Source organism: Oceanobacter mangrovi, assembly GCF_019740315.1.
In the GTDB taxonomy this organism is placed as follows: Bacteria; Pseudomonadota; Gammaproteobacteria; order Pseudomonadales; family Oceanobacteraceae; genus Oceanobacter; species Oceanobacter mangrovi.
Window position 1 is genome coordinate 393,235 of the sequence record NZ_JAHXZR010000004.1, and the last position, 26,612, is coordinate 419,846.

The 26,612-nt window shown below is 54.1% G+C and carries 19 protein-coding genes; 13 read left to right on the forward strand and 6 right to left on the reverse strand.

The features are described 5' to 3' along the window. Nucleotides 1-103: 103 nt before the first annotated feature. Nucleotides 104-4,198 carry a sensor domain-containing protein gene (locus K6123_RS11505; RefSeq protein WP_221797814.1) on the reverse strand — a complete coding sequence of 1,365 codons (4,095 nt, stop codon included), beginning with the start codon at nt 4,196-4,198 and terminating at the stop codon, nt 104-106. 189 nt (nt 4,199-4,387) lie between these two features. Between K6123_RS11505 and ettA the strand changes: the two genes are divergently transcribed. From ettA to K6123_RS11520, 3 genes are all read left to right on the forward strand, one after another. Further along, entirely contained in the window at nt 4,388-6,049 is a 1,662-nt protein-coding gene (gene ettA, locus K6123_RS11510) for an energy-dependent translational throttle protein EttA (protein ID WP_221797816.1), read from the forward strand. 429 nt (nt 6,050-6,478) lie between these two features. After that, nucleotides 6,479-7,102: a DUF4304 domain-containing protein gene (locus tag K6123_RS11515; protein ID WP_221797818.1), complete on the forward strand. Its 624-nt coding sequence runs from the start codon at nt 6,479-6,481 to the stop codon at nt 7,100-7,102. A gap of 575 nt (nt 7,103-7,677) precedes the next feature. Beyond that, nucleotides 7,678-8,157: a universal stress protein gene (locus K6123_RS11520; RefSeq protein ID WP_221797820.1), complete on the forward strand. Its 480-nt coding sequence runs from the start codon at nt 7,678-7,680 to the stop codon at nt 8,155-8,157. A gap of 188 nt (nt 8,158-8,345) precedes the next feature. Here the strand turns inward: K6123_RS11520 and K6123_RS11525 are convergent, their stop codons facing one another. Together K6123_RS11525 and bioB are read right to left on the reverse strand one after the other, a co-directional pair. After that, nucleotides 8,346-8,870 (reverse strand): Crp/Fnr family transcriptional regulator, encoded by a 525-nt coding sequence (locus K6123_RS11525; RefSeq protein ID WP_221797822.1) that lies wholly within the window; start codon nt 8,868-8,870, stop codon nt 8,346-8,348. Nucleotides 8,871-9,024: 154 nt separating this feature from the next. After that, on the reverse strand, nt 9,025-10,101 hold the full coding sequence (gene bioB, locus K6123_RS11530; RefSeq protein ID WP_221797824.1) for a biotin synthase BioB: 1,077 nt from the start codon (nt 10,099-10,101) through the stop codon (nt 9,025-9,027). Between the two features lie 237 nt (nt 10,102-10,338). On the opposite strand from bioB, the gene K6123_RS11535 reads away from it, so the two are divergent. The 3 genes from K6123_RS11535 (at nt 10,339) to moeA (ending at nt 12,732) form a co-directional block, all read left to right on the forward strand. Continuing rightward, nucleotides 10,339-10,710 (forward strand): PilZ domain-containing protein, encoded by a 372-nt coding sequence (locus K6123_RS11535; RefSeq protein ID WP_221797826.1) that lies wholly within the window; start codon nt 10,339-10,341, stop codon nt 10,708-10,710. 91 nt (nt 10,711-10,801) lie between these two features. Next, complete coding sequence (locus K6123_RS11540) at nt 10,802-11,467, forward strand: fumarylacetoacetate hydrolase family protein (protein ID WP_221797828.1); 666 nt, start codon at nt 10,802-10,804, stop codon at nt 11,465-11,467. Nucleotides 11,468-11,496: 29 nt separating this feature from the next. Further along, the gene (gene moeA, locus K6123_RS11545; RefSeq protein ID WP_221797829.1) at nt 11,497-12,732 is read left to right on the forward strand and encodes a molybdopterin molybdotransferase MoeA; all 1,236 of its coding nucleotides are present in this window, start codon (nt 11,497-11,499) and stop codon (nt 12,730-12,732) included. Nucleotides 12,733-12,840: 108 nt separating this feature from the next. Here moeA and K6123_RS11550 read toward each other — a convergent pair whose 3' ends face one another. After that, complete coding sequence (locus tag K6123_RS11550) at nt 12,841-13,422, reverse strand: Fe-Mn family superoxide dismutase (RefSeq protein WP_221797832.1); 582 nt, start codon at nt 13,420-13,422, stop codon at nt 12,841-12,843. A gap of 323 nt (nt 13,423-13,745) precedes the next feature. Here K6123_RS11550 and K6123_RS11555 point away from each other — a divergent pair, with 323 nt between their 5' ends. From K6123_RS11555 to K6123_RS11575, 5 genes are all read left to right on the forward strand, one after another. Further along, nucleotides 13,746-14,513 carry a hypothetical protein gene (locus tag K6123_RS11555; RefSeq protein WP_221797834.1) on the forward strand — a complete coding sequence of 256 codons (768 nt, stop codon included), beginning with the start codon at nt 13,746-13,748 and terminating at the stop codon, nt 14,511-14,513. Nucleotides 14,514-14,697: 184 nt separating this feature from the next. Next, on the forward strand, nt 14,698-16,212 hold the full coding sequence (locus tag K6123_RS11560; protein ID WP_221797835.1) for a fumarate hydratase: 1,515 nt from the start codon (nt 14,698-14,700) through the stop codon (nt 16,210-16,212). Nucleotides 16,213-16,315: 103 nt separating this feature from the next. Then, a complete protein-coding gene (locus tag K6123_RS11565; protein ID WP_221797837.1) occupies nt 16,316-16,618 on the forward strand; it encodes a 4a-hydroxytetrahydrobiopterin dehydratase in 303 nt (100 codons plus the stop codon). 326 nt (nt 16,619-16,944) lie between these two features. After that, nucleotides 16,945-18,774, forward strand: a complete 1,830-nt coding sequence (locus tag K6123_RS11570; protein ID WP_246624735.1) for an alkaline phosphatase PhoX — start codon at nt 16,945-16,947, stop codon at nt 18,772-18,774. Between the two features lie 64 nt (nt 18,775-18,838). Beyond that, the gene (locus tag K6123_RS11575; RefSeq protein ID WP_221797839.1) at nt 18,839-20,527 is read left to right on the forward strand and encodes a hypothetical protein; all 1,689 of its coding nucleotides are present in this window, start codon (nt 18,839-18,841) and stop codon (nt 20,525-20,527) included. A gap of 89 nt (nt 20,528-20,616) precedes the next feature. Here K6123_RS11575 and ppnN read toward each other — a convergent pair whose 3' ends face one another. Together ppnN and K6123_RS11585 are read right to left on the reverse strand one after the other, a co-directional pair. Continuing rightward, on the reverse strand, nt 20,617-21,975 hold the full coding sequence (ppnN, locus tag K6123_RS11580; RefSeq protein WP_221797841.1) for a nucleotide 5'-monophosphate nucleosidase PpnN: 1,359 nt from the start codon (nt 21,973-21,975) through the stop codon (nt 20,617-20,619). Between the two features lie 95 nt (nt 21,976-22,070). Further along, on the reverse strand, nt 22,071-22,661 hold the full coding sequence (locus K6123_RS11585; RefSeq protein ID WP_221797843.1) for a CBS domain-containing protein: 591 nt from the start codon (nt 22,659-22,661) through the stop codon (nt 22,071-22,073). A 150-nt stretch (nt 22,662-22,811) separates the two neighbouring features. Between K6123_RS11585 and purU the strand changes: the two genes are divergently transcribed. Together purU and K6123_RS11595 are read left to right on the forward strand one after the other, a co-directional pair. After that, complete coding sequence (purU, locus tag K6123_RS11590) at nt 22,812-23,663, forward strand: formyltetrahydrofolate deformylase (RefSeq protein WP_221797845.1); 852 nt, start codon at nt 22,812-22,814, stop codon at nt 23,661-23,663. A 245-nt stretch (nt 23,664-23,908) separates the two neighbouring features. Then, the gene (locus tag K6123_RS11595) at nt 23,909-26,605 is read left to right on the forward strand and encodes a hypothetical protein (protein ID WP_221797847.1); all 2,697 of its coding nucleotides are present in this window, start codon (nt 23,909-23,911) and stop codon (nt 26,603-26,605) included. Nucleotides 26,606-26,612 lie beyond the last annotated feature (7 nt).

A 26,612-nucleotide genomic window follows, 5' to 3' on the forward strand; every position in this document is an offset into this window, starting at 1 on the left:
ACGTGGATAAAGGCGGCAGGCGGCCATTCAGGATGCCGTCAGCGCCAGAGATAAGAAAAAAGGGCGATTATTCTACCCTAAATATTACTCAACTGGCACATGATCATTCTTCATTGTGTCGCTGAAGTTCTCTCAACTCGACAGCGCAGCACAGCGGCTCCGGATTGAGCTGGGCCTTGAGGTCTTCCTCGCGGGCCGGACGCGACAGAATAAAGCCCTGAATCTTTTCGCAACGCGAACGCACCAGGAACTCCAGCTGGTCGCAGTTTTCCACCCCTTCGGCAATCACCCCAAGGCCAAGGTTGTGGGCCATGGCAATAATGGTACGTGTGATCTGGGCGTCGCTGCGGTTGGCAGGCAGGTTCTGGATAAAGCTCTTGTCGATCTTCAGCATGTCGACCGGGAACTGCTTGAGGTAATTCAGCGAGGAGTAGCCGGTGCCAAAGTCGTCGATGGCGATGCGCACACCCAGCTCGCGCAGTTCATGCAGCAGAGCGAGGGTGTAGTCGATGTCGTCGATCAAAATGGATTCCGTCAGTTCCAGTTCCAGATGGTGAGCAGATATCTTGGCCTGGTCGATGGCGTTTTTGACTTCGTTAACAAAGTTTGGATGTTTGAACTGACGCGCCGAGACGTTCACGGCTATCAGTTCTACCGGGCTGCCTTCCTGCAGCCATTTGGCCATGTGCAGACAGGATTGCTCCAGCACCCAGCGGCCAACCGGCACGATCAGGCCGGTGTCTTCCAGAATCGGAATAAACTCCTGTGGTGGAATATCGCCACGACTGCTGTGCTCCCAGCGCAGCAGGGTTTCTACGCCCACCGCCGTCAGCGAGCGGGAGTCGAACTGCGGCTGGAACATCAGATAGAGCTCCTTGCGCTGGATTACCTGGTGCAGATCGTTTTCCAGCTGCATACGCTCAACCGCCCGGCGGTTCATGTCTTCATCGAAGAACTGCAGGTTATTGCGGCCAAAATCCTTGGCGTGATACATCGCCATATCGGCGTTCTTCAGCAGTTCGGTGACACTGCCGGCATCGGTCGGATAAATGGCGATACCAATCGAGGCGCTGAGGAACAGCTGGTGCTTGTCGAGGTAATAAGGTCGGTTGAGTTCTTTCAGAATCCGTTCGGCTACCTGCTGGGCAACGGTGGCAAGATCGTCGTTGCCATCGCGGAAATTAAGGCACACGGTAAATTCGTCGCCGCCCATCCGTGATACCAGATCGCTGGATTTCACACACAGTCGCAGCCGGTTGGCAACTTCCACCAGAATCCGGTCACCCGCAGGATGGCCGAGTGAATCGTTGATCGGCTTGAAGCGGTCGAGGTCGATAAACAACAGCGCGATGGTGTTGCCGGTGTTGTCGGCCATGCGCATCATGATGTCGAGGCGTTCATGCAACTGGGTGCGGTTGGACAGTCCGGTGAGGCTGTCGTAATAAGCCAGCTTGTGAATGCGCTCCTCAATCACCTTACGCTCGGTGATGTCCGACATAATGATGGTCAGGCTCTGAATATTACGGGCCTGGTCGCGGATGATGCTGATACCGGTCCAGGACGTGCGCACTTCGCCATTGGCGCAACGGAATTGCAGTTCGCCCTGCCAGTAGTTATCGGCCATCAGTATTTCCAGCAGCCCTTGCAGGTATTCACTGCTGCGGTGCTCGTCGTCGAGCAGCTTCTGGGGCGAATGACCAATGATTTCATCAGCGGTAAAACCGGTGATATGAGTGAAGGCGCGGTTGACCTTGACGATACGGAACTTGTCGTCGGTAACCAGAATCGCTTCGTTGGTGTTTTCAAACACATCCGCAGCCAGCAGCAGTTCGCGCTCGGTCTGGCGGGTTTCAGTAACATCCCGGCAAACCCCCAGAATTCCTGCCATTTCGCCGTTATCATCCCACAACAGGCTGGCCTGTAATTCCAGTACAAAGCGTTGACCGTTCTTGCTGCGGGCCTGAATGTCTTGCTGAATCAGCACGTTGCGGTTGGTGATCTCATGGTGCTGCTGCATCGTCACCTGAATGCTGTGCTTGAACTCACGGAATAGCTGGCGAATTTCGCGCTGGTTGAAAATGGCGCCAACGCCGAGCTGTTGCAGTTCCTGTGGGCTGTAACCCAGCAGCCGTTCGATTGACGAGCTGATAAACGTGAAGCGCAGACGGGTATCGGTCGACCAGACGATGTTGGTCATGTTCTCGGCGACCAGACGATATCGGGCTTCGCTGTCAGCGATCTGGCGCTGTTTGGTGATTTCTTCCGTGACGTCGCGAGCGGTACAGATATAACGATCGACCAGACGTTCGCTGTCTCGATGGAACGGGGTGTACTCAAACCGGATTACCCGTTCGCTACCATCTTTATGACGGAATGGACTGCGGTGAATCAGTGTCTGGCTGGAATTCAGCTGGCGCACTTGCTGCAACGAGCGTCGCAACGCTGGCAGATAGTCGTCGCTGGCAATATGCGCTTCCCAGTCGTAGTGCAAATGATCCAGCGGCTGCGGGAAGCCAAGGGTTTCGGCGGCGCTGCGATTACAGTACAGCAGTCGTGGAGCCAGTCTGTCATCGAGATTGGCCACCAGCACGGTATCCGGCATAGCCGCCATCACGGCGGCCCAGAACGCTTCCTGTTCTCTGGTGCGCTGGGCCGAGCGTTTTTTCTCGGTGACATCGATCATGGAGACCATGATCTGGTGATCAAAACCGCTGCTGAAATGGCCGGACAGGTCGCGCAACTGGCCATCAAAACGTCGGATTTGCAGGTCGCCTTCAACCAGGCGCGGTTGATCGGCGAGAATTTGCTGCAGCAGTTCAATCAGCACATCACCGCTGTCCGGGAACAGCTCATCGAACTGTAATTGCAGTTGCGGCCGGTTATTGGCGCCGGACTGAACCACCGCCGCCTGATTGGCATTGACCAGTGACAGGCTGCCGAGTGAGCCATCAAAGTTGCTGACGTCGAGCAGCCAGTGCGCCACCCCAGCTTCTTCAAACAGCGACATATAACGCTGGCGGCTGAGTTCCAGCTCGCGGCGGGTGCGCACCGAGGTGCTGATGTCTCGTAGTAGCCAAACGATGCCATCAAGTTGCTGGTCGCGGTACAGCGGTCGGTAGTTTTGCTCCAGTACCCGGGTTTCACCGTTGTGCACGACCGACAGGGTACGACCCTGATCGTGCAGGGCTTCGAGTTCGCGGGCATTCAGACCATGGGTCCAGAGAGCGCGTGGGTGTGGCCAGATCTCTGCCAGCGGTTGTCCCAGCGGATCGTTTTTACCGTGCAGAGTAAACAGCTTCGCGGCTTGCTGGTTGTAATAGCTGATATGACCGTCAGGGTCCGTCGAGATCAAGGCGTCTTCAATGGATTGCAGCACCAGATCAGCACGCTCTTCGGCTTGCTGGCGTTGCCGTTCGGCCTGACGGGCAACCCGCTCGGAGGCCTTCAGCAAGCGGAATGACGTCAGCAGCGCCAGACTCATTACCAGAATCAAAATCAGCGGACTGGACAGTCGTTTGGTCAGTTCGCCGAGTAAATACCCCGGGGTTTCATAAACCTGCAGCTGCCAGCCGGTGTCGCCCAGTGGCGCTTGTGCCAGTGGCTGACTGCGAGGGGCATTGGCTGGCAGTCGCAGCATGACGGTCGGGTTGGTGAGGGCAAATTGCAGGTGGTCAAGGTGGCTGGTGGTCATGTTGCTGACCAGCGCTGCCTGATCTGTCTGGCTAATGGCCCATTGCTGGTCGTTACAACGGCTGACCAACAGCAGTTGCTGGTCGAGCATCATCAAGGTCGTGGACGTCTGCAGTTGGCCAAGCTGTTGCTGCAGGCTGCTGATTTGCTGGCTGTTGAGCCAGTCCGGGCTAACCACCGGAGTACTACCGGCAACGGCCAACGGCCGGGCGGCGAGGGCACTACTGATCAGCGGATCGGGAGTGTCCGGTAACTGCAGGCCATTGGCGACTCTGATGGCCTGACATTGCAGCAGACCTGCAGTTTGCAGTGCCTGGCTGAGTTGTCTGGCATGGTCGGTGGTGGTGTTGTGAGCCTGGTGTTCGAGCTGGTCGAACTGGTTCAGGGTAATGTTCAACAAGGTGACGATGGATAACAGCACCATCACCAGTGCTGCGACCACCAATAAACGTACCCGACTTGCCCCCGGCTGGACGTCCTGATTACTGCTATAACCGGAGGATGGCATAGTACTTCCTGTTTGATGTCTTCTGTAATTGCCCTGACTGCCCAATATAGGGCATTTGGCAGGCGCTTGCCCAGAGGTCCTGACCCGCTTTGTAACAGTAATTTACAGTGGTCAGTTCACCTGATTGGATTGCCAATAGCGGCGGTTTTAAGTAGTTTGGCGCCGTTTATCAAGTTATCGAGGTCCACCATGGCACAGTATGTATTCACAATGAATCGTCTGGGCAAGATTGTCCCGCCCAAACGCCAGATTCTGCGCGACATTTCGTTATCCTTCTTCCCCGGCGCCAAGATTGGTGTACTGGGCCTCAACGGCTCCGGTAAATCCACCTTGCTGAAAATCATGGCCGGTCTGGATACCGACATTATTGGTGAAGCGCGGCCGCAGCCAGACCTGAAAATCGGCTATCTGCCACAGGAGCCTGAGCTGGATCCAAACAAGGACGTCAAAGGCAACGTTGAAGACGGCCTCAGCGAACTGATGAACGCCAAGGCTGAACTCGATGCGGTTTACGCCGCCTATGCCGAGCCAGATGCTGACTTCGACGAACTGGCCAAAAAGCAGGGTCGTCTGGAAGCCATTATCGAATCCGCTGGTGGTCATGACCTCGACCGTCAGATGGAAATTGCTGCCGACGCACTGCGTCTGCCGCCCTGGGATGCAGACGTATCCAAGCTTTCCGGTGGTGAACGCCGTCGTGTGGCGCTGTGTCGTCTGCTGATGTCAAAGCCAGACATGCTGCTGCTCGACGAGCCAACCAACCACCTGGATGCGGAATCCGTTGGCTGGCTGGAAAAATTCCTCGAAGAATACCCGGGCACCGTGGTGGCGATTACCCACGATCGTTATTTCCTCGATAACTGTGCCGAGTGGATTCTGGAACTGGACCGTGGACACGGTATTCCGTACGAAGGTAACTACACCACCTGGCTGGAAGCCAAAGAGAAGCGTCTGGAACAAGAGAAAAAGCAGGAAGACGCCCACACCAAGGCCATCAAGCATGAGCTGGAATGGGTTCGCAAAGGTGCCAAGGGCCGTCAGTCCAAGTCCAAGGCCCGTCTGGCTCGCTTCGAGGAAATGAACTCCCGTGAGTTCCAGACCCGTAATGAAACCAACGAAATCTACATTCCACCTGGTCCACGCCTGGGCGACAAGGTGATCGAATTCCACAACGTGACCAAATCCTTTGGTGACCGCGTATTGATCGATGACCTCAGCTTCACTGTGCCGGCGGGTGCCATTGTCGGCATCATCGGTGGTAACGGTGCTGGTAAATCCACCCTGTTCCGTATGATTGCAGGTCAGGAAAAGCCGGATTCCGGTGAAGTTGTCACCGGTGAAACCGTCAAGCTGGCGTTTGTTGAACAGCTGCGTGACGAGCTGGACGACAAGAAAACTGTCTGGGAAGCGATTTCTGACGGTCTCGACATGCTCAACATCAACGGCAAGGAATACCCGAGCCGCTCCTACATTGGTCGCTTCAACTTCAAGGGTGGTGACCAGCAGAAGCGTGTTGGTGAATTGTCTGGTGGTGAGCGTGGCCGTCTGCAACTGGCCTACACCCTCAAGCAAGGGGCGAACGTGCTGTTGCTGGACGAACCGTCCAACGACCTCGACGTAGAAACCCTGCGCGCACTGGAAGAAGCAGTAGATGCCTTCCCGGGCACCGTGATGGTGGTATCCCACGATCGCTGGTTCCTCGACCGTATTGCCACTCACATCCTGGCTTACGAAGGCGACTCCAACATCACCTTCTTCGAAGGCAACTACACCGAGTACGAAGCCGATCGCAAGAAGCGCCTGGGTGCCGACGCGGCGCCGAAGCGCGTGAAGTACAAGCGCCTGGGCTGATCACTGGGTTCCAAACCTGCGGGAAGCCACCCATGTTACACATGGATGGCTTCTGCTCCTTTACCTTCGCCGCTATTTTCGCCATAACTTCAGGGAAACCGCCGTGCTGTTTTTCCCCTTCCAGCAAGAACTTGACTGTATTAGTGATGACGGACGTATCATCGGGCGCATCAACTCAATTTCGATGGCGCCAGCGGCCAGTATCAATTCCATCAGGATGACGAAGTCACAGTACTGAGCGAAATCGGTACAGGCTGAAATCTGTAATCGCCTGGCCGGACTGAATAGCGGCCAGTATGACATCGCCATGCAAGATGATGATTGATTGTATTACCCGCCAGTTAGGTAATTTTCAACGAAAATTACCGTCCCCCTGAACTTGTTTCAGGATATGCGAATCCTGTTTTTGAATTTGAGGTTCAGCACTTTATGAAACGTGAAAAATCACTGGCACAGGCTGCTTTTGATGATTTGTTAAAGACCAGCGTAGCCCCGGTACTCAAACAGTATGGTTATAAAAAATCAGGCGAAAATTTTTTTAAGCGTAATGATGACTCATCTATTGTGATTAATTTTCAATCCAGTGTTGGCAGCTCATTTTTTGAAAAACGGTTTTTTATTAATGTCGGTGTTGCATTCGATGAAATATGCAAATATCAGGATATTTATATAACTGAAAAGCCAAAAGAGTATGAGTGCTCATCGCGTGGCGCGAGAAATCGGGTCAACACGCTTTTTTCTACAGAGCCTGAGATCTATGGCTTCTCTGATGAGCAATCGCTGGCTGAAACCTGTAAAAAAATAGATTCCCTGATCTCGCCACTGGCAGAATGGTTGGACCCTATTTCTGATTTACCGTCTTTTATCACACATCCATGGTATGACGTGATGCAAGGAGATCCTGGAATAAAGGTTCTTATGCATTATCTGCTCGGGGATAAAGAACGTGCCAGTCAGCAGCTGGATCGACTGGTTAGGCGTTTTGATGAATTGGGGCGCGATAAGTTGGCTGATAGATCGTATTGGTGTGATAAATACCATATGACGTTGTGAGTCAGTGCCAAGTGCTATCCGGGTAACCAGGCAATGACTCGGGTAGTGTCGGGAAACATCTGCGTCCAAAACGATTTTCGATCATGAATCAGACCTCGCGCGGGAGCGCAGGGGCTGGATCCGGAGTCTGGTTAAAACTGTCGACGACCCACTGTGCCAGCAGCGATTTCTCCAGAACATCGGGGCGAGGGGAGAGCCGACGCGGCGCCGAAGCGCGTGAAGTACAAACGTCTGGCTCAGTAAGGCCGCCCGCTGCAGCGACAGGCTTGCCATCGCTGCTGCTGAAAATAAAAGGCCGCTCAATCGCAAGGTCGAGCGGTTTTTTATTTTCTGGCTGGTCACCCAAAACCTGCGAAATTTTATAGCTGGCAAAATCCTCCCCGGGAGATCCATAGAAATCCTGCCAAATGTCACGACAGTCGCAATCAATCAGGCGGCTCTGATGACAAGATGACGGAGATCAGCATCAGCAGCCTGAATATGGATATCAATAGACTCAGACAAAAAGGAGCTGACGCGGGCATTTCCGCCGTCGCCTGTATAACAAACCCAGCAGTTAATTTTTGGAGGCGCTTATGATTCCCAACATTAAAACCATCGTGTACGCATCTGACATCAGTGCAGGTTCCCGTCCTGCCTTTCGTGCCGCAGTGAGCCTGGCGCAGGCTTATGGTGCCGAGATTGTGTTTCTGCATGTGATGGAACCGCTGCCGGAAGGCGCCTACATCATGGTGCGCAATGTGATGGGTGAGAAAGAGATGGATCGCCTGCACGATGAGGGCGTCGATTATCTGAAAAAAACCATGCACGAGCGGATGGTGGCTTTCTTCAATGAGGAAATGGAAGGTATCGAAACCACGCTGAATGCCGAATCGGTGAAGTACCAGCTGGCTGAAGGTCGTCCATACGAAGAAATCCTCAAGACTGCGGCGGATACCAACGCCGATCTGATCGTGATGGGCACTCGCAAACATCACAAGTTCACCACCATGGGCTCAGTGGCTCTGAAAGTGCTGCACCATGCGGAATGTCCGGTGCATATCGTGCCGCTGTAAGCGATGTTCTGATGCCCCGGGTTGCCAGGGGCTGATACCTTTGAGAGGGCTGCGCGGATTGATCCGCGTGGCCCTTTTGTTTGAAAAGGCATCCGCTGTTTGAATCAGGCAGGCGACGGAAGTTTGCCAGCCTGCTGGCGGTTTACCGTTGATGTGGTTAAACAGCGCTTTGTTTTTACCGCGGCGATTTACACCCGCGAGGCTTTTTCGAGAATGTCCGGCCGTTCGTGAGCCAGCTTGTCGTTAAGAAAACGCAACCGCCGGCTGATTTCCCGCAGCATGTTCATCTGGATCAGGGTGAATTGTTCGAGGTCGAACTGGTACAGCTCGTAGAGGGCGGCGGCGGGTAACTCGAGGGCGACGCATTTTTCAGTCGCGCGTACGGTAGCACCGCGGGGGTTCATGTCGACAATGGCCATTTCACCAAAGCTGTCTCCCGGGCCAAGCTGCCGCAGGGTACGTAACTCATCGCCACATTGCTTGATGACTTCGGCATGGCCGGACTCCAGTACAAACAGCGAGCTGGCAGGGTCACCTTCGTAGAAAAATACCGATCCCGGTTCCAGGCTGACCTGGTTACAGTGCTGTTCGATAAATTCGATTGCTGCTGCACTCAGGGCGCCAAAAATCGGCATTTCCTGTAGCAGAGCAATTCGTTTGGGGCAGAGCGGTTCCTGCGCCGTGCCAAGCGTCTTTGGCAGCATCTTGGTCATTTCTCATTTCACTACTTGAGTAATGGTAATACTGTTTCAGTGAAAAAGGGAAACGACGGCATGTCCTACCTTGGCATGAGACAGGATGGTATCGATAGTCGTGCTACGAATGGCAAGGGAGCTGGTGTGACCAGCTCCTTTTTGCGTAATGGGATCAGGCGCCGAGGCGAGCGTATTGTTCGCTCTCGTCTTTGGCGGCTGGCAGCAGGTCATCCAGTTCTTCCGGTGCCTGGGTCACCTGGTGCTCGGAGTTGATGCCGAGACGACGGAACAGTTGCTGATCCTTGTTGGCCGCCGGGTTGGGCGTGGTCAGCAGGCACTCACCGTAGAAAATCGAGTTGGCACCGGCAAAGAAACACATGGCCTGCATTTCGTCGCTCATTTCCTCACGGCCTGCACTCAGACGTACGTGGGATTTTGGCATCAGGATACGGGCCACCGCGATGGTGCGGATAAAGTCGAGCGGGTCTACTGCTTCAGCGTTTTCCAGTGGCGTGCCAGATACTTTTACCAGCTGGTTGATGGGTACCGAGTCCGGGTGTTGTGGCAGGTTGGCCAGCTGGCGCAGCAGACCGGCGCGGTCACGCTGGCTTTCACCCATGCCCAGAATACCGCCGGAGCAGACTTTCATACCGGCGCTCCGAACGTTTTCGAGTGTTGCCAGTCGATCGTCGTAACTGCGGGTAGAAATGATTTCGCCGTAGAATTCCGGTGAGGTATCGAGGTTGTGGTTGTAATAATCCAGACCGGCTTCGGCCAGACGCTGGGCCTTGCCTTCATCCAGCATGCCGAGGGTCATGCAGGTTTCCAGTCCCAGTTCCTTCACGCCTTTGACCATCGCCAGCACGTAGGGCATGTCGCGCTCATGCGGTGAACGCCAGGCGGCGCCCATGCAGAAACGGTCGGAGCCAGCAGCTTTGGCAGCTTTGGCTTTTTCCAGTACTGCTTCGACTTCCATCAGGCGTTCTTTTTCCAGCCCGGTGTCATAGCGGGCGCTCTGTGGACAGTACTTGCAGTCTTCCGGGCAGGCGCCGGTCTTGATCGACAGCAGGGTGCTGACCTGCACGGCATTGGGGTCGAAATACTGGCGGTGAATAGTCTGGGCGCGGAACAGCAGATCGTTGAACGGCAGTTGCAGCAGCGACTGCACTTCGTCCAGCGTCCAGTCATGACGGATCAGGGAGGTGATGGCATCGTTGGCTGGCTGGCTGATCTGAGTGGCGGCGCCCATGGAGTTCTCCGGATAATTCAGGTTTGGCGAAATAGTGGCGACAGGCTGCTGCTATCGCAACGCAGGCTTGGTAATAATGCTGACAATTGGCTGGTTTTTGATCAGTAGATGCTGTTAGGCTGCCGCAGCCGGGTTCTTAAGGGTTCTATTAAGAACACTTGTTTGTTTATCCAATCAGCAAGGTTGCGAACCAGCAGGCATCAGCTAAACCTGTAGTATTCACCTCAGGAATCGAGCATGAAGCAGCGTCGTTACACACGAGTCCCTTTTTTACGTCGTGCGCTGGTTGAAAGCCAGGGTCAGTCGATGGAAGTACAGTGCCTGGACATCAGTCTGCGTGGTGTTTTACTGGTGCGTCCGGAAGAAGTTAACTGGGCGCTGGAACAGCATGTGCGTTTCACCCTGACGTTGGGCGATGAGCAGATCGTGATGGAGTGTTCTGTGGCCCACGTTGATGATGACGTGGTGGGCTGCGCCTGTGATTCATTAGGGCTGGAAAGCCTGATTGTGTTACGGCGGGTGCTGGAACTGAATTCTGCCGATCCGGCAATGGTTCAGCGTGAGCTGGCGGAGTTGATTCGCGGCGACAAATTTAACCAATCTGCCTGACCGCGACAGCCAGAATCTTTTCTGGTGCGGCTCATTGGGGAGTGAGCCATCTGACGTTATAGTAACCGCCTTGTTTCATTCGAGGTGTGTTATGTATACCCCAATCCTTGATGCTGAAGAATTCCTCAGTCCAACCGGCAAAGTTGTCTGTGTGGGCCGTAACTATGCGGCGCACGCTGCTGAACTGAATAATCCGGTCCCTCAACAGCCGTTGCTGTTTATCAAACCCGCTGATGCGGTGGTCGATATGGCCGGTGAGTTTGCCATTCCAACCGGTCAGGGTTCGGTTCACTACGAACTGGAAATCGCCCTGTTGCTGGGTAAAAAACTCAAGAATGCAGATGCTGCCCAGGCGCTGGCGGCGATTGCCGGTGTGGGTTTGGCGCTCGATCTGACCCTGCGTGATGTGCAGTCCGGCCTGAAAGACAAGGCGCATCCCTGGGAACGAGCCAAGGCCTTCGATGGCAGCTGTCCGGTATCCCCGTTCGTATCCGCCAGCAAGGTGACTGACTGGGCCAACATTGGTTTGCAGCTGGACATCAACGGCGCATCCCGTCAGGACGGTAGCAGTGCGGCCATGTTGTTCCCGATTGCCGAACTACTGGTTGAAATGAGCCGCTGTTTTACTCTCAATCCGGGCGACATCATTATCACTGGCACACCGGAAGGCGTCGGTGAACTGAAGGTTGGCGATGCCGTGCAAGCGCGTCTGCAGGACTGGTTGTCTGTGGATGGCGTGGTTACTGCCGCCGAATAATAGAAAGATATAAAAAAGGGAGATAACCAATGACATCCTGTGATGCCCCTGGTTTGCAAACACTTGATCAGGCGCTGGAAACCATGTTGGCGACGATTCAGCCGCTACAGGAACAGGAGTGGCTTCCCCTGAATCTGGCCGACGGGCGGGTATTGGCGAACCCGATTCTCAGCCCAATGGAGCTGCCACCGCAGGACAATTCGGCAATGGATGGCTATGCCGTGCGGGTCGAAGATCTCAGTGAATTTGATCGCTTGACCGTCAGTCAGCGCATTCTGGCCGGTGACCTGACCAGTCAGCCTGTGGTGGCGGGGGAGTGTGCCCGCATCATGACCGGTGCGAAAATGCCGCAAGGAGCTGACACTGTGATCCGCCAGGAAGATGCCGAGTTGTCTGATGACGGCAAGGTACGCTTTATCGCTGCGGTCAAGCCTCGCGCCAATGTGCGGCTGCGCGGTGAAGAACTGTCGGAAGGTGAAGTGGTGCTGGACGCTGGCCGTCGCTTGCGGGCGGCTGACCTCGGTTTACTGGCCAGCCTGGGCATCAACCAGGTTGCCGTTATTCGCCGTCCGAAAGTGGCGGTGCTGGCGACCGGCACCGAGCTGGTGGCCGCCGGTCAGCCGCTGTTGTCCGGCCAGATTTACGAATCCAACAGCCAGGTGCTGGGCGCCTTGCTGGTTCGGCTGGGCTGTGAAGTGCAGCATTACGGCATTGTCGCGGATGACCCGGAAGCGCTGCGGCAGGCTTATATGAATGCTGATAGCAGTGCCGATCTGGTGATTGCGTCTGGCGGTGTGTCGGTCGGTGATGCCGATTTCAGCAAGCAGATTCTGGATGAACTGGGCGAAGTGGGTTTGTGGAAGCTGGCGCTCAAGCCGGGCAAACCGTTCGCGTATGGCAAGTTGCCCAACAGCCTGTTTACCGGCCTGCCGGGTAATCCGGTGTCCGCCATGCTGACGTTTGATCAGCTGGTTGTCCCGCTGCTGAAAAAACTGATGGGCGACCATGGCCCGGCTCGTTTGCAAGTGATGGCACGTATTACCCGTAAGCTCAAGCGCAGCCCGGGGCGGCAGGAGTTTCAGCGTGCAGTCGTTGCACTGTCAGAGGATGGCGTACTGGAAGTGACGCCGCTGGCGCGTCAGGGCTCCGGTTTGCTGAGTACCATGTCGAAGGCCAATGCTTATCTGGTGATCAATGCTCAGGTAGCGGGTTATGCCGAAGGTGACAAGGTGCTGGTGGAGCTGTTTGACGGCTTGCTGAGCTGAACAGGAACGCGAAGGTTCCGTCTGCCTTCAGGCAGCTCAAACAGCAGCTATAAAAAAAGCGAGTGGGGTAACCCACTCGCTTTTTTGTTTTGGTCGAACCGGTTTCGATTACGCGAAGTTGGCGTTAGCGAATTCCCAGTTAACCAGCGCCCAGAAACCTTTGAGGTAGTCTGGACGTACGTTGCGGTAGTCGATGTAGTAGGCGTGTTCCCACAGGTCAACAGTCAGAACTGGAGTCAGGCCTTCTTCAGTCAGCGGAGTGCCAGCGTTGGAAGTGTTAACGATGTCCAGGGTGCCGTCTGCTTTCTTGACCAGCCAGGTCCAGGAAGAACCGAAGTTGTTAACAGCCATGTCGTTGAACTTGGCCTGGAATTCTTCGAAAGAACCGAAAGAAGCAGTGATCGCGTCAGCGATTGCACCAGTTGGAGCGCCGCCACCGTTTGGAGACAGGCAGTTCCAGAAGAAAGTGTGGTTCCAGATCTGGGCTGCGTTGTTGAAAACACCGCCAGAAGAAGTCTTGATGATTTCTTCCAGGGTTTTGCCTTCGAATTCAGAACCAGGAACCAGGCCGTTCAGCTTGGTTACGTAGGTGTTGTGGTGTTTGCCGTGGTGGAATTCCAGAGTTTCCTGGGACATGTGTGGTTCCAGGGCGTTCTTTTCGTAAGGCAGAGCAGGAAGTTCAAAGGCCATGAGATGTCTCCATTATCAGGCTGTGGTTGCGTAAGCTGCTGGATGGGGGCAAATGCATGGATTTTCAATCCCCCTCCGGCTTTATTTGCTTCAGGTCATTGCATCATAACACCGGCTTTGTAATTGCTGCGATAGTCAATCTCTATGGCATCTGGCACTGAAGACAGAACGCAGCGATCCAGCAACATGACCGGTTCCCGGTAGTATGCGCCGGGTTGATGACGGTATCAGCGCCAGCATGTGTCCGGCTACCTGAGTATTTTCCGGCATTGTCTGTATACTGCGTCCGTCCCTGTAGTTGCCATCCCAGCCGGAAGACCGTAATGGATAATGCCAAAGACCCGATTGTTCCCGACATTACCCCGTCTATCGATGACATCGAAATTCGCCAGCGGCAGATGAAAAATCGTCGGCCAACCTCTGCGCCAGTGAGCAATAACAGTGCTGGTGGTTCATCTGCGCTGGCGATTGTTGCCTTGCTGGTTGGCCTGTTGGCCGCTGGCGCTGCTGGTTTCCTGTTCTGGCAGACTCAGCAGTTGCAGCAACAGCTGGTCTCAGCCAACGACATTGTCGACAAACAGGGCGCCAGCCTGAAGGCATTGAACGACCGTCTGTCAGCCACTGGCGAGAACGCCAGCCTGTCACTGGACGCGCTCAAGGTGCTGCTGAAAGAACATGATTCCGAAATCCGCAAGCTCTGGGATGTGGCCAACAAGCGCAACAAACAGGGAATTGCTGATAACGCCAAAGGCATCGCCGCCAACGATCGCGAACTCAAGGGCCTGAATAAAACCGCCGAACAGCTGGGTGGTAGCCTGGGTGAACAGAAGCTGGTGCTGGATCAACAACAGCTGGACCTGTCGGCCTTGTCCGATCGGGTGGTTTCCACCGAAGCGGCCGTGTTGTCCTTGCCGGAGTCTGAACTGCGCATTGCCCAAAACTCCGAAAGCACCCAGTTTAACCAGCGCGCCGTGAAGAGCCTGCAAACCGCGCTGGCTGCCCGTGAGAAAGAAATCGAAACGCTGACCACTCGCCTGAAGATGCTGGAGCAGCGTGTCACCACATTACATACCCCGGCCGCAACACAGTAATTCAGCTGGGGTTTTGACCAAAGCCGCAGCCTGCTTGCGTTTGCGCGACTATCCCCTTGGGGTACAATCGTCGCCCGTTCGCGCTGGCGTCGCCCGGCGCACTTTACCGGCTGGCAACGGATCCTCCCGCAGCGCCAGCCCAAGCTCATAATCAGAGCCAGAGAGCACAGAGAGAGAACACGACATGACCACCGTGATCAAGCAAGAAGACCTGATCCAAAGCGTCGCTGATGCGCTGCAGTACATCTCCTATTACCACCCAAAAGATTTTATCGACGCGGTATACGAAGCGTACCAGCGTGAAGAATCCCAGGCCGCCAAAGACGCCATGGCGCAGATCCTGATCAACTCTCGCATGTGTGCGATGGGCCACCGCCCGATCTGTCAGGATACCGGTATCGTGACCGTGTTCCTGACCATTGGTATGGACGTCAAATTCGAAGGTGACATGTCGGTTGAAGACATGTGTAACGAAGGCGTGCGTCGTGCCTATATGCACCCGGACAACGTACTGCGTGCCTCTGTACTGGCTGACCCGGATGGCAAGCGTACCAACACCAAGGACAACACCCCGGCTGTTATTCACATGAAGCTGGTTCCTGGCAACACAGTAGACGTTCACGTTGCTGCCAAGGGCGGTGGTTCTGAAGCCAAGTCCAAGTTCGCCATGCTGAACCCGTCTGATGACGTGGTGGAATGGGTGCTGAAGCAAATTCCGCTGATGGGTGCTGGCTGGTGTCCACCAGGCATGCTGGGTATTGGTATCGGCGGTACTGCCGAGAAAGCCATGCAGCTGGCCAAGGAATCCCTGCTGGAGCCAATCGACATTCACGAACTGCAAGCCCGTGGTGCCAGCAACCGTGCTGAAGAACTGCGTCTGGAGCTGTTCGACAAGGTTAACAAACTGGGTATTGGTGCCCAGGGTCTGGGTGGTTTGACCACGGTGCTGGACGTTAAAGTGATGGATTACCCAACCCATGCTGCCAACAAGCCGGTTGCCATCATTCCTAACTGTGCGGCAACCCGTCACACTCATTTTGAACTGGACGGTTCAGGCCCAGCCAAACTGGAAGTTCCAAGCCTGGAAGACTGGCCGGAAATCGCCTGGGAAGTGGGCGACAGCGTACGTCGTGTCAATCTGGACACCGTTACTCCAGAAGACGTCAAAGAGTGGAAAACCGGCGAAACCATCCTGCTGTCTGGCAAGATGCTGACTGGCCGTGACGCTGCCCACAAACGTATCGTTGATATGCTGTCCAAGGGCGAAGAACTGCCTGTGGATCTGAAAGGCCGCTTTATTTATTACGTTGGCCCGGTTGATCCGGTACGTGACGAAGTTGTTGGCCCTGCTGGCCCAACCACAGCGACCCGGATGGACAAATTCACCCGTACCGTGATCGAGCAAACCGGCCTGTTGGGCATGATCGGTAAATCCGAGCGTGGCCAGCTGGCGATTGACGCTATCAAGGACAACGAAGCCGTTTACCTGATGGCCGTTGGTGGCGCTGCCTACCTGGTTTCCCAGGCGATCAAGGATGCCAAGGTACTGGCTTTCGCAGATCTGGGTATGGAAGCCATCTACGAGTTCGACGTGGTCGACATGCCAGTGACCGTTGCGGTAGACACCAAGGGTGAATCCGTTCACATCACCGGTCCGATCGAATGGTCTGCCCGTATCGCCGCCAAAGAAATCGCATAATCACACTCGTGATAACGACTACCTGGCGTTGAAAATACCCGGCTTTGCCGGGTATTTTTTTGCCTCAACAAAAACCGTAACGAACAGCAGCAGGAAACCCGCTATGACACTGGCAACACAACATCAGCTGAATCACTTTCTGCAAGCCACCCCATCTGCCTGGCAGCTGGTCGAAATCAGTGATGGTATGAGTGGCTTACAGCTGCAACTTAAGACCCGTAATTTTGCCGCCAGCATGGCGATTGCCAACCAATGTGCCGAACTGGCCGAGCAGCTCAATCATCACCCCAGACTGACAGTGGAGTGGGGTAAGCTAACGGTTGATATATGGAGTCATGAAGAAGGCGGTGTGACTGGCTTGTGTTTACAGCTGGCCGAAGCGATTGATCAGCAGATTGACCGGTAAATCTGTTTGGTCAATGAAACCCGATTGGCCGAAGTTCCATCGGGATGTTTGCTTTTGTGTAAAATAATTAGAAGAAAATTCAATAAACAGTCAGTTTCTCTGGCTGAGATATTCATAAAGCCAACCATAACCACGGCTATAAAAACCCTGATCTTATAAGGCCTGCAGCGTCTTTTCCTGCCCCAGAGGGGGCCGTAATCAGTCGTATTCTGATTGCCTTGTCTTATTTCTGACTAACAACTGCAATATAAATTTACTCAGCTTGTCATTTTCCACGCATAGCCTGACGGCCTCTAAAAAAACCATACCTGATGAGAGAGAAAGTTATGGAATTCAAGAAGAACCAGCTGCTGAATGCAATGCTGGTTGCCTTCCTGGCAACTGGTCTGGCTGCTTGTGGTGCTGATGGTGACGATGGTGCAACTGGTGCACAGGGCGTTGCTGGTGCTGATGGTGCTGATGGTGAGGATCTGACTGCCGCTGATACCACCACTGCGACCTATGGTACTGAACTGGTATTCGAAGGTGTTGATGCTCCGATGACCGACGCTGACAAGCGCGCCATCTTTGCTTCTTCTGCAACTGTTGGTGAAGGCACCTTTGGTGGTTCTTTCAACCTGCTGGCACGTTCTGGCACTGACTACAACGGCGTGACCTTTGGTCAGCTGGTTGACGAAGCCGGTACGGTACTGCTCAGCGATGACGGCAGCATCAATGTAACCAACAGCAACGAACATACTTCGCTGCTGCCTATTGGTGACAAGCTGTTCTCTGTTTCCCAGATGGAATCCACTCCTGGTGCCATGTTCCTGATGGAACTGGATCAGAACGAAACCAATGGTGCCCTGTCTGTTAAATCCATGAAGCAGATTGACCAGTCTTCTGTGAATGGCGGTTGGGTACACTGTGCTGCATCCGTCACTCCATGGACCACTCACCTGGCTTCTGAAGAGTACGAACCAAACGCTGCGACTCCAGACAGTGGCCAGCGTAGCATGCTGTCTTATTACGCTGACGATTCCGAATGGAACCCGTACTACTACGGTTGGAACATCGAGATCGAAGTCTCTGAAGATGCTTCTACCGAGCTGACCAAGCACTACGCTATGGGCCGTTTGGCATTCGAACTGTCTTATGTAATGCCAGATTCCAAAACTGTTTACATGACTGACGACGGTACCAACGTTGGCTTCTTCATGTTTATTGCGGATACTGCTGGCGACCTGAGTGCAGGTAACCTGTATGCCGCCAAGTGGAACCAGACCTCTGGTGACAACGGTGGTGTCGCAGACATCAGCTGGATCGAACTGGGTCATGCCAGCGATGACGACATTTACGATTACGTAAATGGTTCAGATTCCCAGGCTCAGCTGACGTTCACCGATCTGTTTGAATCAGAAACCGTGGTTGATAGCGCATGTACCACTGATGGTTTCACTTATATCAATACTGCCAGTGGCGGTGCTGAGTGTCTGAAAGTCGTTGATGGTATGGAAACTATCGCTTCTCGTATGGAAACCCGCCGTTATGCAGCGATCAACGGTGCTTCTATCGAGTTCAAGAAAGAAGAAGGTGTAACCTTCGATCCAACTCGCAGCAAGCTGTACGTTGGTATGTCTGATGTTGGTTCCAGCATGAGCGACACCAGCGGTGACATCCAGCTGTCTGAAAGCAACAAGTGCGGCATCGTTTACCAGCTGGACGTAGCGGCTGATACCACCATTGGTTCTGACTATGTTGCCAACTCCATGTATGCACTGGTTGAAGGCCGTCCGGTATCTGACGACGATGCTCAAGTAACCGGTTTCGAAGATAACAACAGCTGTCATATCAACGGCATTGCCAACCCGGACAACGTGACCTACATGTCTGGCTACGACAAGCTGATCATTGGTGAAGACACTGGTTCTGGTCACCAGAACGACGTGATCTGGGCTTACGAGTTTGACGATGCTTCCCTGACCCGTATCCAGACTACTCCTTACGGCGCTGAGACCACTTCTCCTTACTGGTATCCAAACATCAACGGCTGGGCTTACCTGATGTCTGTTGTACAGCATCCTTACGGTGAGTCTGACGGCGATATGAATACCGGCGCTGGCGAAGAAATGGCCTACACCGGCTATATCGGTCCATTCCCTGGTATTGCTGAATAAGTCTGACTTTGCCTGAGTGACAGGGCGGGGATATCCCCGCCCTTTTTCTGTTTGAGAGGTTGTTGTGAACGTTGCGAATTGGTTATCGGTTGTTTTAACGGGTGTAGTGTCTTGTGGTGCGGTGGCGGGAACGGTTGCCAGTACCAGCCTGCAAAATCCTGTCAGTGATTCTCTGACGGCAGATCGTCTTGAAAGTCCGACGCCGTATCTGTTGCCACAGTGTTATACCCAGCCAAAAGATGAAGCCGGGGTTATTCATAACCCTTGTTACGCCTGCCATACCGAGAGCAAGCAACCGAACTATTTCAGCGATGTGGATGTTCAGGTCGCCTACAATATGCCTGAGCCCGGCGTTACCCATTCCTGGAGTAACGTATATAAGGATCGCACCGCAGAGATTGCCAAAATATCTGATCAGGAAATTCTGCAATATGTCCGGCAGGACAACTATTCCAATCAGAATGGCACGATTTATTTGGCTGAAAAGCTGAAGCAGGTTCCAGCCGAATGGGACCGTAACAAGAACGGCCAGTGGGACGGCTATGTGCCGGATGTCTATTTCCAGTTCGATGAGCAGGGCTTCGACCGCGACCCGGCAGGTAACCCAACCGGCTGGCGAGTGTTTGCCTATTATCCGTTCCTTGGCACTTTTATGCCGACCAATGGCTCGACGGATGATGTTCTGATTCGTCTGCCAGAAGCCTTTCGACAGCTGAATGCCGGTGAATATGATCAGCAAACCTATATGGTGAACTTGGCGATCGTTGAAAGCCTGATGAAGCAGCGAGATGTGGTGATTACCGAGGTGGACGAAAACCGTTTTGGTGTTGACCTCAACAAGGATGGCAAATTGGCGAAAAGCAGTCTGATTCGTTATGACTGGGCGCCTTTGAAAGATATTTACATGAGTTACGTTGGCCAGGCCAAACAGCTGCTGGATGAAAAACAGGTACACCTGGCAGCACGGCTGTATCCGGAAGGGACCGAGTTTGTGCACTCGGTGCGTTATATCGATATCGACAGTCAGGGTAACAGTGCGATTGCGCCGCGAATGAAAGAATTACGTTACGGTCGTAAAGCCAGCTGGAGAACCTATTTCAACCTGCAGCGCTACGTTGAGAAAGAAGAAAAAGAACGTCATGACTTCCCGGAGCGTACCAAGGAATTGATTGGCAACATGGAAGATGGCCTGGTGTTAAAAACCGGCTGGATCTATCAGGGCTTTATTGAAGACAAGGCGGGTGAGCTGCGTCCGCAAAGCTATGAAGAAAACTACTTCTGTGTCGGCTGTCATTCCGGCATTGGTGTCACCAATGATTCAACCTTTGCGTTTACCCGCAAGTTCGACGCTGCCAACTCTTATAAGGAAGGCTGGTATCACTGGATGGAAAAAGGCTTCGCTGGGGTGGCTGATCCACTGCGCGAAGATGGCCAGGGTGAATACGCCTACTATTTGCAGCAGAACCCGACCGGCAATGAGTTCCGTACCAACGATGAAGTTCGTCAACGCTTCTTCAATGCCGATGGCAGCAAAAAAACAGCGGCTTTCGAACAACTCAAAACCGATATTAACAATCTGATGATGCCAAGCCGTGAGCGGGCGTTGCAGTTAAACAAGGCCTACAAGGTGATCGTCGACGAGCAAAGCTACAAGCACGGTCGTGACGCAGTGATCAAACCCATGACTTCGGTGCAGAAAGAAGTTGAGCTGTACGGCCCAACCGGCATTACAGAAATCCTCAGCTACTATTAAGTAGCGGCTGCTGAGGGTACGTAGCGGCTGCTGAGGGCTCTCTCTAACAGGTTGAACCGGTCAGTTGTGGCTGACCGGTTCAACAGACCTTATGACCGGGCTATCTGGTAACAGGGCTTGTAATTGCCACTGATCTTCATCCGACCGTTGGCCACCATACTGGCCAGCAGGCTGTCCATTGCTGTCATGATTTCGGCATCGCCATGTAACTGGTAGGGGCCAAATTCTTCCACCCGCTTGATGCCATCGGCCTTGACGTTACCTGCGACAATGCCGGAAAAGGCCCGCCGCAAGTCGGCGGCCAGTTCGTGTTTGGGGGCTGACAATGACAGATTCAGGGCTGCCATGGCTTCATGAGTAGGATCGAACGGCCGTTGGAATTCCTGCTCAACGTGTAGCGACCAGTTAAAGAAGAAGGCATCTTCACCCTGACGTCGATACAGCTGCACCTGTTCAATACCGGCTCGCATTTCCTGCGCTACCAGTGCCGGGTCGTTGATGATCAGTTTGTAATGACGGCGGGCTGCTTCACCCAGAGTCATTCCAATGAAGCGATCCAGTGCTCGCAGGTAGTCGGCTGTTTCCTGTGGTCCGGTAATCACCACCGGGAATGGCTGGCAGTGGTTATCCGGGTGAGACAAAACGCCAATCAGGTACAGCAGTTCTTCCGCGGTGCCCGGTCCGCCGGGGAATATCACAATGCCGTGGGCCATACGCACGAAGGCTTCCAGGCGTTTTTCGATATCCGGCAGAATCACCAGCTCGTTAACAATGGGGTTGGGGGCTTCGGTGGCGATAATGCCGGGCTCACTGATACCTATATAACGGCCGTCCCGTTTGTGTTGCTTGGCGTGGCCGATCATGGCGCCTTTCATGGGCCCTTTCATGGCACCTGGCCCACAGCCGGTGCCGACATCCAGGCCGCGCAGACCGAGCTGATAACCGACTTCCTTGCAGTATTCGTATTCGTTACGAGGAATCGAGTGGCCGCCCCAGCAAACCACCAGATTGGGCAAACGATCCGGCCTTAATACGCCCGCGTTGCGCAGCAGATGGAAGATGGCATTGGTGATGTCTTCACCCTTGTCTAGGTCGAAACGGTGGGCGCCGAGAATGGAATCCTGGGCGTAGAGCACGTCACGCAGCACCGAGAACATCTGCTCGCGTACCCCGCGAATCATTTCGTTATCGACAAACGCGCTGGCGGGCGGGTTGACCAGCTTGACCACCAGACCACGGTCTTCCTGATCAAACTGGATATCGAACTGCTGATAGTCTTGTTCGATTTCTACATAGTTGTCGTTGAGGCTGCCGGCACTGAGTACTGCGTAACAGCAACGCCGTACCAGGTCGTGAGTGGTGTTGCCAACGTCGCGCAGCTGCTGGATTTCATGACGGGACAATACCCGCAGATGGGTTTTGGGGTGAATCAGTTCGTAATGTTGCATAAGCCTCCTGTGGCCTGGAGCTGACAGATGGCAATGGTGTAACTTCAGATCCAGGCACCAGTATCAATTGGTTGCCTCTAATACCTGTAAGATAGCTAAACCCAGAAGGAGTAGCCAGATTGCTGTGCCATGGCCTTGATGAAATCACCACGGGTAATCAGGCCAACCAGTTCGCTATCGTTAACAACAGGTACGCATTCGACCTGTTGTTCGGCAAATAAGTGCGCGACGGTCATTAAATCGGTATCAGCATAGACACACAGTACCGGCCGTTGCAGCAAAGGCTGGATCTGGCTGGCTGCGAATTGCTGAAAGTTGCTGCCACCTTCCAGAAATCCGTGTTGCAGCAGGGTACGTTCATACAGCATGGCTTGCAGTTGCTGATCTCTGACAACCGGTAGCTGGCGAATGCCGTGTTGCTGAAACAGCCGCCAGGCTTCAGCAATGGTGGCATCAGGGCTGATGCTGATCACTGGTGAACTCATGATGTCAGCGGCGACATTGCTGGAGGTTGCTCCCTTGTTATGGCGCTGGTAACTGGCGGCACGACCTGCGGCATCGACCGGATCTTCGAGTTCCCGCACCGGCTGGCTCGGGCTGATGGCTTCTGTTTGATGCACCTTGCGGTGACTGTTATGGACAGGTGTTTCAACCTTCAGGCCCATATCGAAGGCAATAATCGTCATCGAGCGGCTCCTCCGGTTATCAGGGGTGGCGCAATGAATCAGGCTGCGTGACCCTGATGGATACACACACATTTCTTTATATAACGGTTAAACTCCGTTTTTTTGTATAGCAGGGGCCAATAAAATTTTGGCCCCGACAGGCAGGATATTATGGAAAGAGTATATCGATTGACCATTTCATGCCCCGACCGGGTCGGCATTGTCGCGCGGGTAGGGCAGTTCTTGTCGGCAGAAGGTGGCTGGATTGTTGAGGCCAATCACTACTCAGATCCGACCACCGGGCGCTTTTTTATGCGTCACTGTATTCGTGCTGACTCACTGCCGTTTGGGATTGAAGAGTTACGCAGCCGCTTTGAAACGATTGCTGAGGAATTCGGCATGGAGTGGCAGATTTCAGATTCCGGCGTACCACAGAAAGTCATTCTGATGGCCAGCAAGGACAGCCATTGTCTGGTGGACTTGCTGCATCGCTGGCACAGCAAGGAGCTGGATTGCGAGATTCCCTGTGTGATCTCCAACCACGATACCCTGCGTTCGCTGGTGGAGTGGCACGGTATCCCGTTCTTCCACGTACCTGTCGACAAGGACAACAAGGCGGAGCATTTCCGGCGGGTGAACGCGATTGTTGAAGAGCACAACGCCGACACCATAGTGCTGGCGCGCTACATGCAGATTATCCCGCCGGAGCTGTGTCAGCATTACCACGGCCAGGTGATCAATATTCACCACAGCTTCCTGCCATCCTTTGTTGGTGCGCGGCCATACCATCAGGCCGCCGAGCGTGGTGTCAAACTGATAGGCGCAACGTGCCACTATGTTACGCAAGAGCTCGATGCCGGGCCTATCATTGATCAGGACGTCGTTCGCATCAGTCACAACGACACCGTAGAAGACATGGTGCGACTGGGCAAAGATGTTGAAAAGATGGTGCTGGCCCGTGGCGTACGGAGCCATCTGGAAGGTCGGGTATTGTTGCACGGCAACAAGACCATTGTGTTCTGAGGCTGATTGGCATCTATTCAAAGCTACGATTGGGCCATTTGTTCAGTGACGGACAGCGGGGCCGGTTAGAAAAAAACCGGCTCTGTTACAAAATCTAACAAAGCAAGGGGATGTTTTGGTAGGTTTCATACTTTCAGGGGATTAGGATGCTCAGGGAGGGGGATTATAGTCCTCGCAATGCTGCGAATATGGACGTTCTGTAACCATTGGCGGCAGTAATAACAACAATATAAACAGGTAGCATCATGGTGAAGAAGACGATTCTTGGTCTGACCATTGCGGCAGCCACGGCGGCGTTAGCGGGTTGTAATATAAGCAGCACCAGCGGCAACAGCGAAGTCAACCAAACGGCTATCGATGCCGGCAGCGATACTTCTGAAGCAACTTCCGTATCTCCTCTTTTTAATCCGGCGCTGAGTCAGCTGCCACTTAATATCGATATTCTCTATAAGACCTATCCGGTTGATGAAGACGGCAATGCTGTTGACTCTACCGATGTGGACGGCACTCTTTATTATGCCGCAGGCAAGGATATCAGCCCGCTGACTGAGACCGGTACGGTAAACAGTAGTTACAACCCGGTTTACGACGCCCTCAATGACATGGATGGCTTTTCGACCACTGCGCCGTTCTACATTGAGTTCAGCGGCTCGCTGGACACTGATCTGACAGCAGGTTCTGTGTGGCTGGTGCCGCTGGCCTATGATGGTAATCCAAAGACGGGTTCGCTGGTGGCATCAGCACCTTTTGGCACCCCGGCCGCGATTTCTGCCGAGGTTATCAGCTACGCCGATGCCGACTCAGAAAATACCGTGCTGCGTATCAGCCCGACCTCTCCATTGTCAGGCAGCACCCGTTATCTGGTGATTGTGCTTGACTCCATGCTGGATGCGGACGGTAATCCGATTACCGGCTCCAGCCAGTATCAGTACCTGTCTGATACATCCGTAGAGTCCTATGTGACCTCGCTGGCGTCGATCAAAAGCACCGTAGAAGGTTGGGATACCCTGGCCAGTGGTTTTGCCGCCGCTGCCGGACTGACTGCTGATGTGGCATTGGCTTATACCTTTACCACTGGCGGTACCACCACGGTATTGAATGCCATGGCTGCGCCGGGCAATGCCAACAGTGCGTTGTCGAACAAGAGTATTCCGGCATACGTCCAGTACTACCTGGGGACTACCGATGACGACGCGGCCACCAAATTGGCCACGCTGCAGACACTGCTGACTTACTCTGGTTCGACCGATCCGGCTACCGATGCCCAGGCGTTGTTGCAGGGCTACTCCTTGCTAAGCACCTTGCCAGCACCAGCTCCACGAGAGACCGATTTCTCGGCCAGCACTGCTGTGCCATCTGCCTATTTCTCAAGCAGTCTGCAAGCCAGCTTCCGTACCGGTCGTATCGAACTGCCATACTATAACGAAGCTCCGGCTGGAGCCTATTCGGGCGAAAGTCCATTGGATGGTTACGCTTGCTCCGAAGCGACCACCGCCTGTGCGGCCAACCAGTTGACCGCAGCTAATGTGGTGACAACTCAATGGCAAGCGGACGAGGATGTTATCTCCAACATCATGCTGGCCAGCGGTGCGGATAGCACGACTGCCGCCGCCTACACAGCACCATCTGAAAACGTTACCGACCTGTTCCCGTTTGCAGCCCAGCAAGGCACGGTTTCTGTCCCTGTGATGGTGGTTGAGCCGGTATCAAGCTGTACCAAACCAGCCACTGGTTGGCCGGTGGTGATTTATCAGCATGGTTTGACGTCTAACCGTATGGCAACCCTGCCGTTGGCAGACCAGTTTGCCCAGAACTGTATGGCTACAGTAGCAATCGACCTGCCGCTGCATGGCCCAATGCCAACGGACACCGTTACCATGGACCTGTCCGGTCTATTGGGTTCCGGTTATTCAGCGGTAACGATTCCACAGCTGGCGATCGTTGCGGGCAGTGAAAACAGTGCCTATTCACTGAATAACTTCCTGGCGCTGGACGATGGCACCAAAACTGCCGTGGTAACCGGCCAGACCATCAGTCAGCGTCACTTTGGCCTGACATCCGATAGCGGTACGCCAACGGCTGTCAGTGCCTCGGATGCTTCTGCCAACACCTCCGGTTCGCTGTACATCAACTTCCTGCGTTTCCAGACCACCCGGGATAACACCCGACAGGCAGTGATGGACCTGATGAACCTGAACGCTTCGATTCCCTTCATGGACATCGACGGTGATGGCAACGGTACGTTCAACAGTGCACCGGACTTTGATGCCGACAAGATCTACTTCGCCGGTATTTCGCTGGGCGGCATTGTCGGTACCGATTTTGTGTCGGTTAACAACGCCAATACCACCGACTTCAACAGCAATGGTAACAGTGCCCTGAATCCGATTCAGGCAGCTGCGATTGGGGTTGCTGGTGGCGGTCTGGCCAAATTGCTGGAAGGTTCAGCAACCTATGGCCCGGTTATCACTGGTACTCTGACTGGCAGCTTTGGTCTGACCGAAGATGGCGCCAGCTACGAGTCCTTGTTGTATGTCTATCAGGCGACGGTGGATTCATCAGACCCGGTTAACTTTGCTGCCCAACTGACGGCCACTGGTACGCCGTACTCATTCCTGAAATCGGATGGCGATCTGGTAGTGCCAAACAGTGTTGACGGTGCGCCTTTGTCTGGTACCAATCCATTGCTGGCTGCGTTAGGCGCAACCCAGGTTGATACCACCACCATCGACTCTGTATCTACACCGGTACAAATCACCTATACCACCTCCGATGCCCAGAGCAGCCATATTTCCATGGCCGTGCCGGATACCGATGATTCGACTGAGGAAACTGCATACACCTTCGGTGTAATCGCTAACCACATTATCAGCCTGTTTACCGACCCGACAGCCCCAACGCTGGACGACTTTGGTTTGGGCATTGTGGAAACGGCTGAGTGAGGAGTCT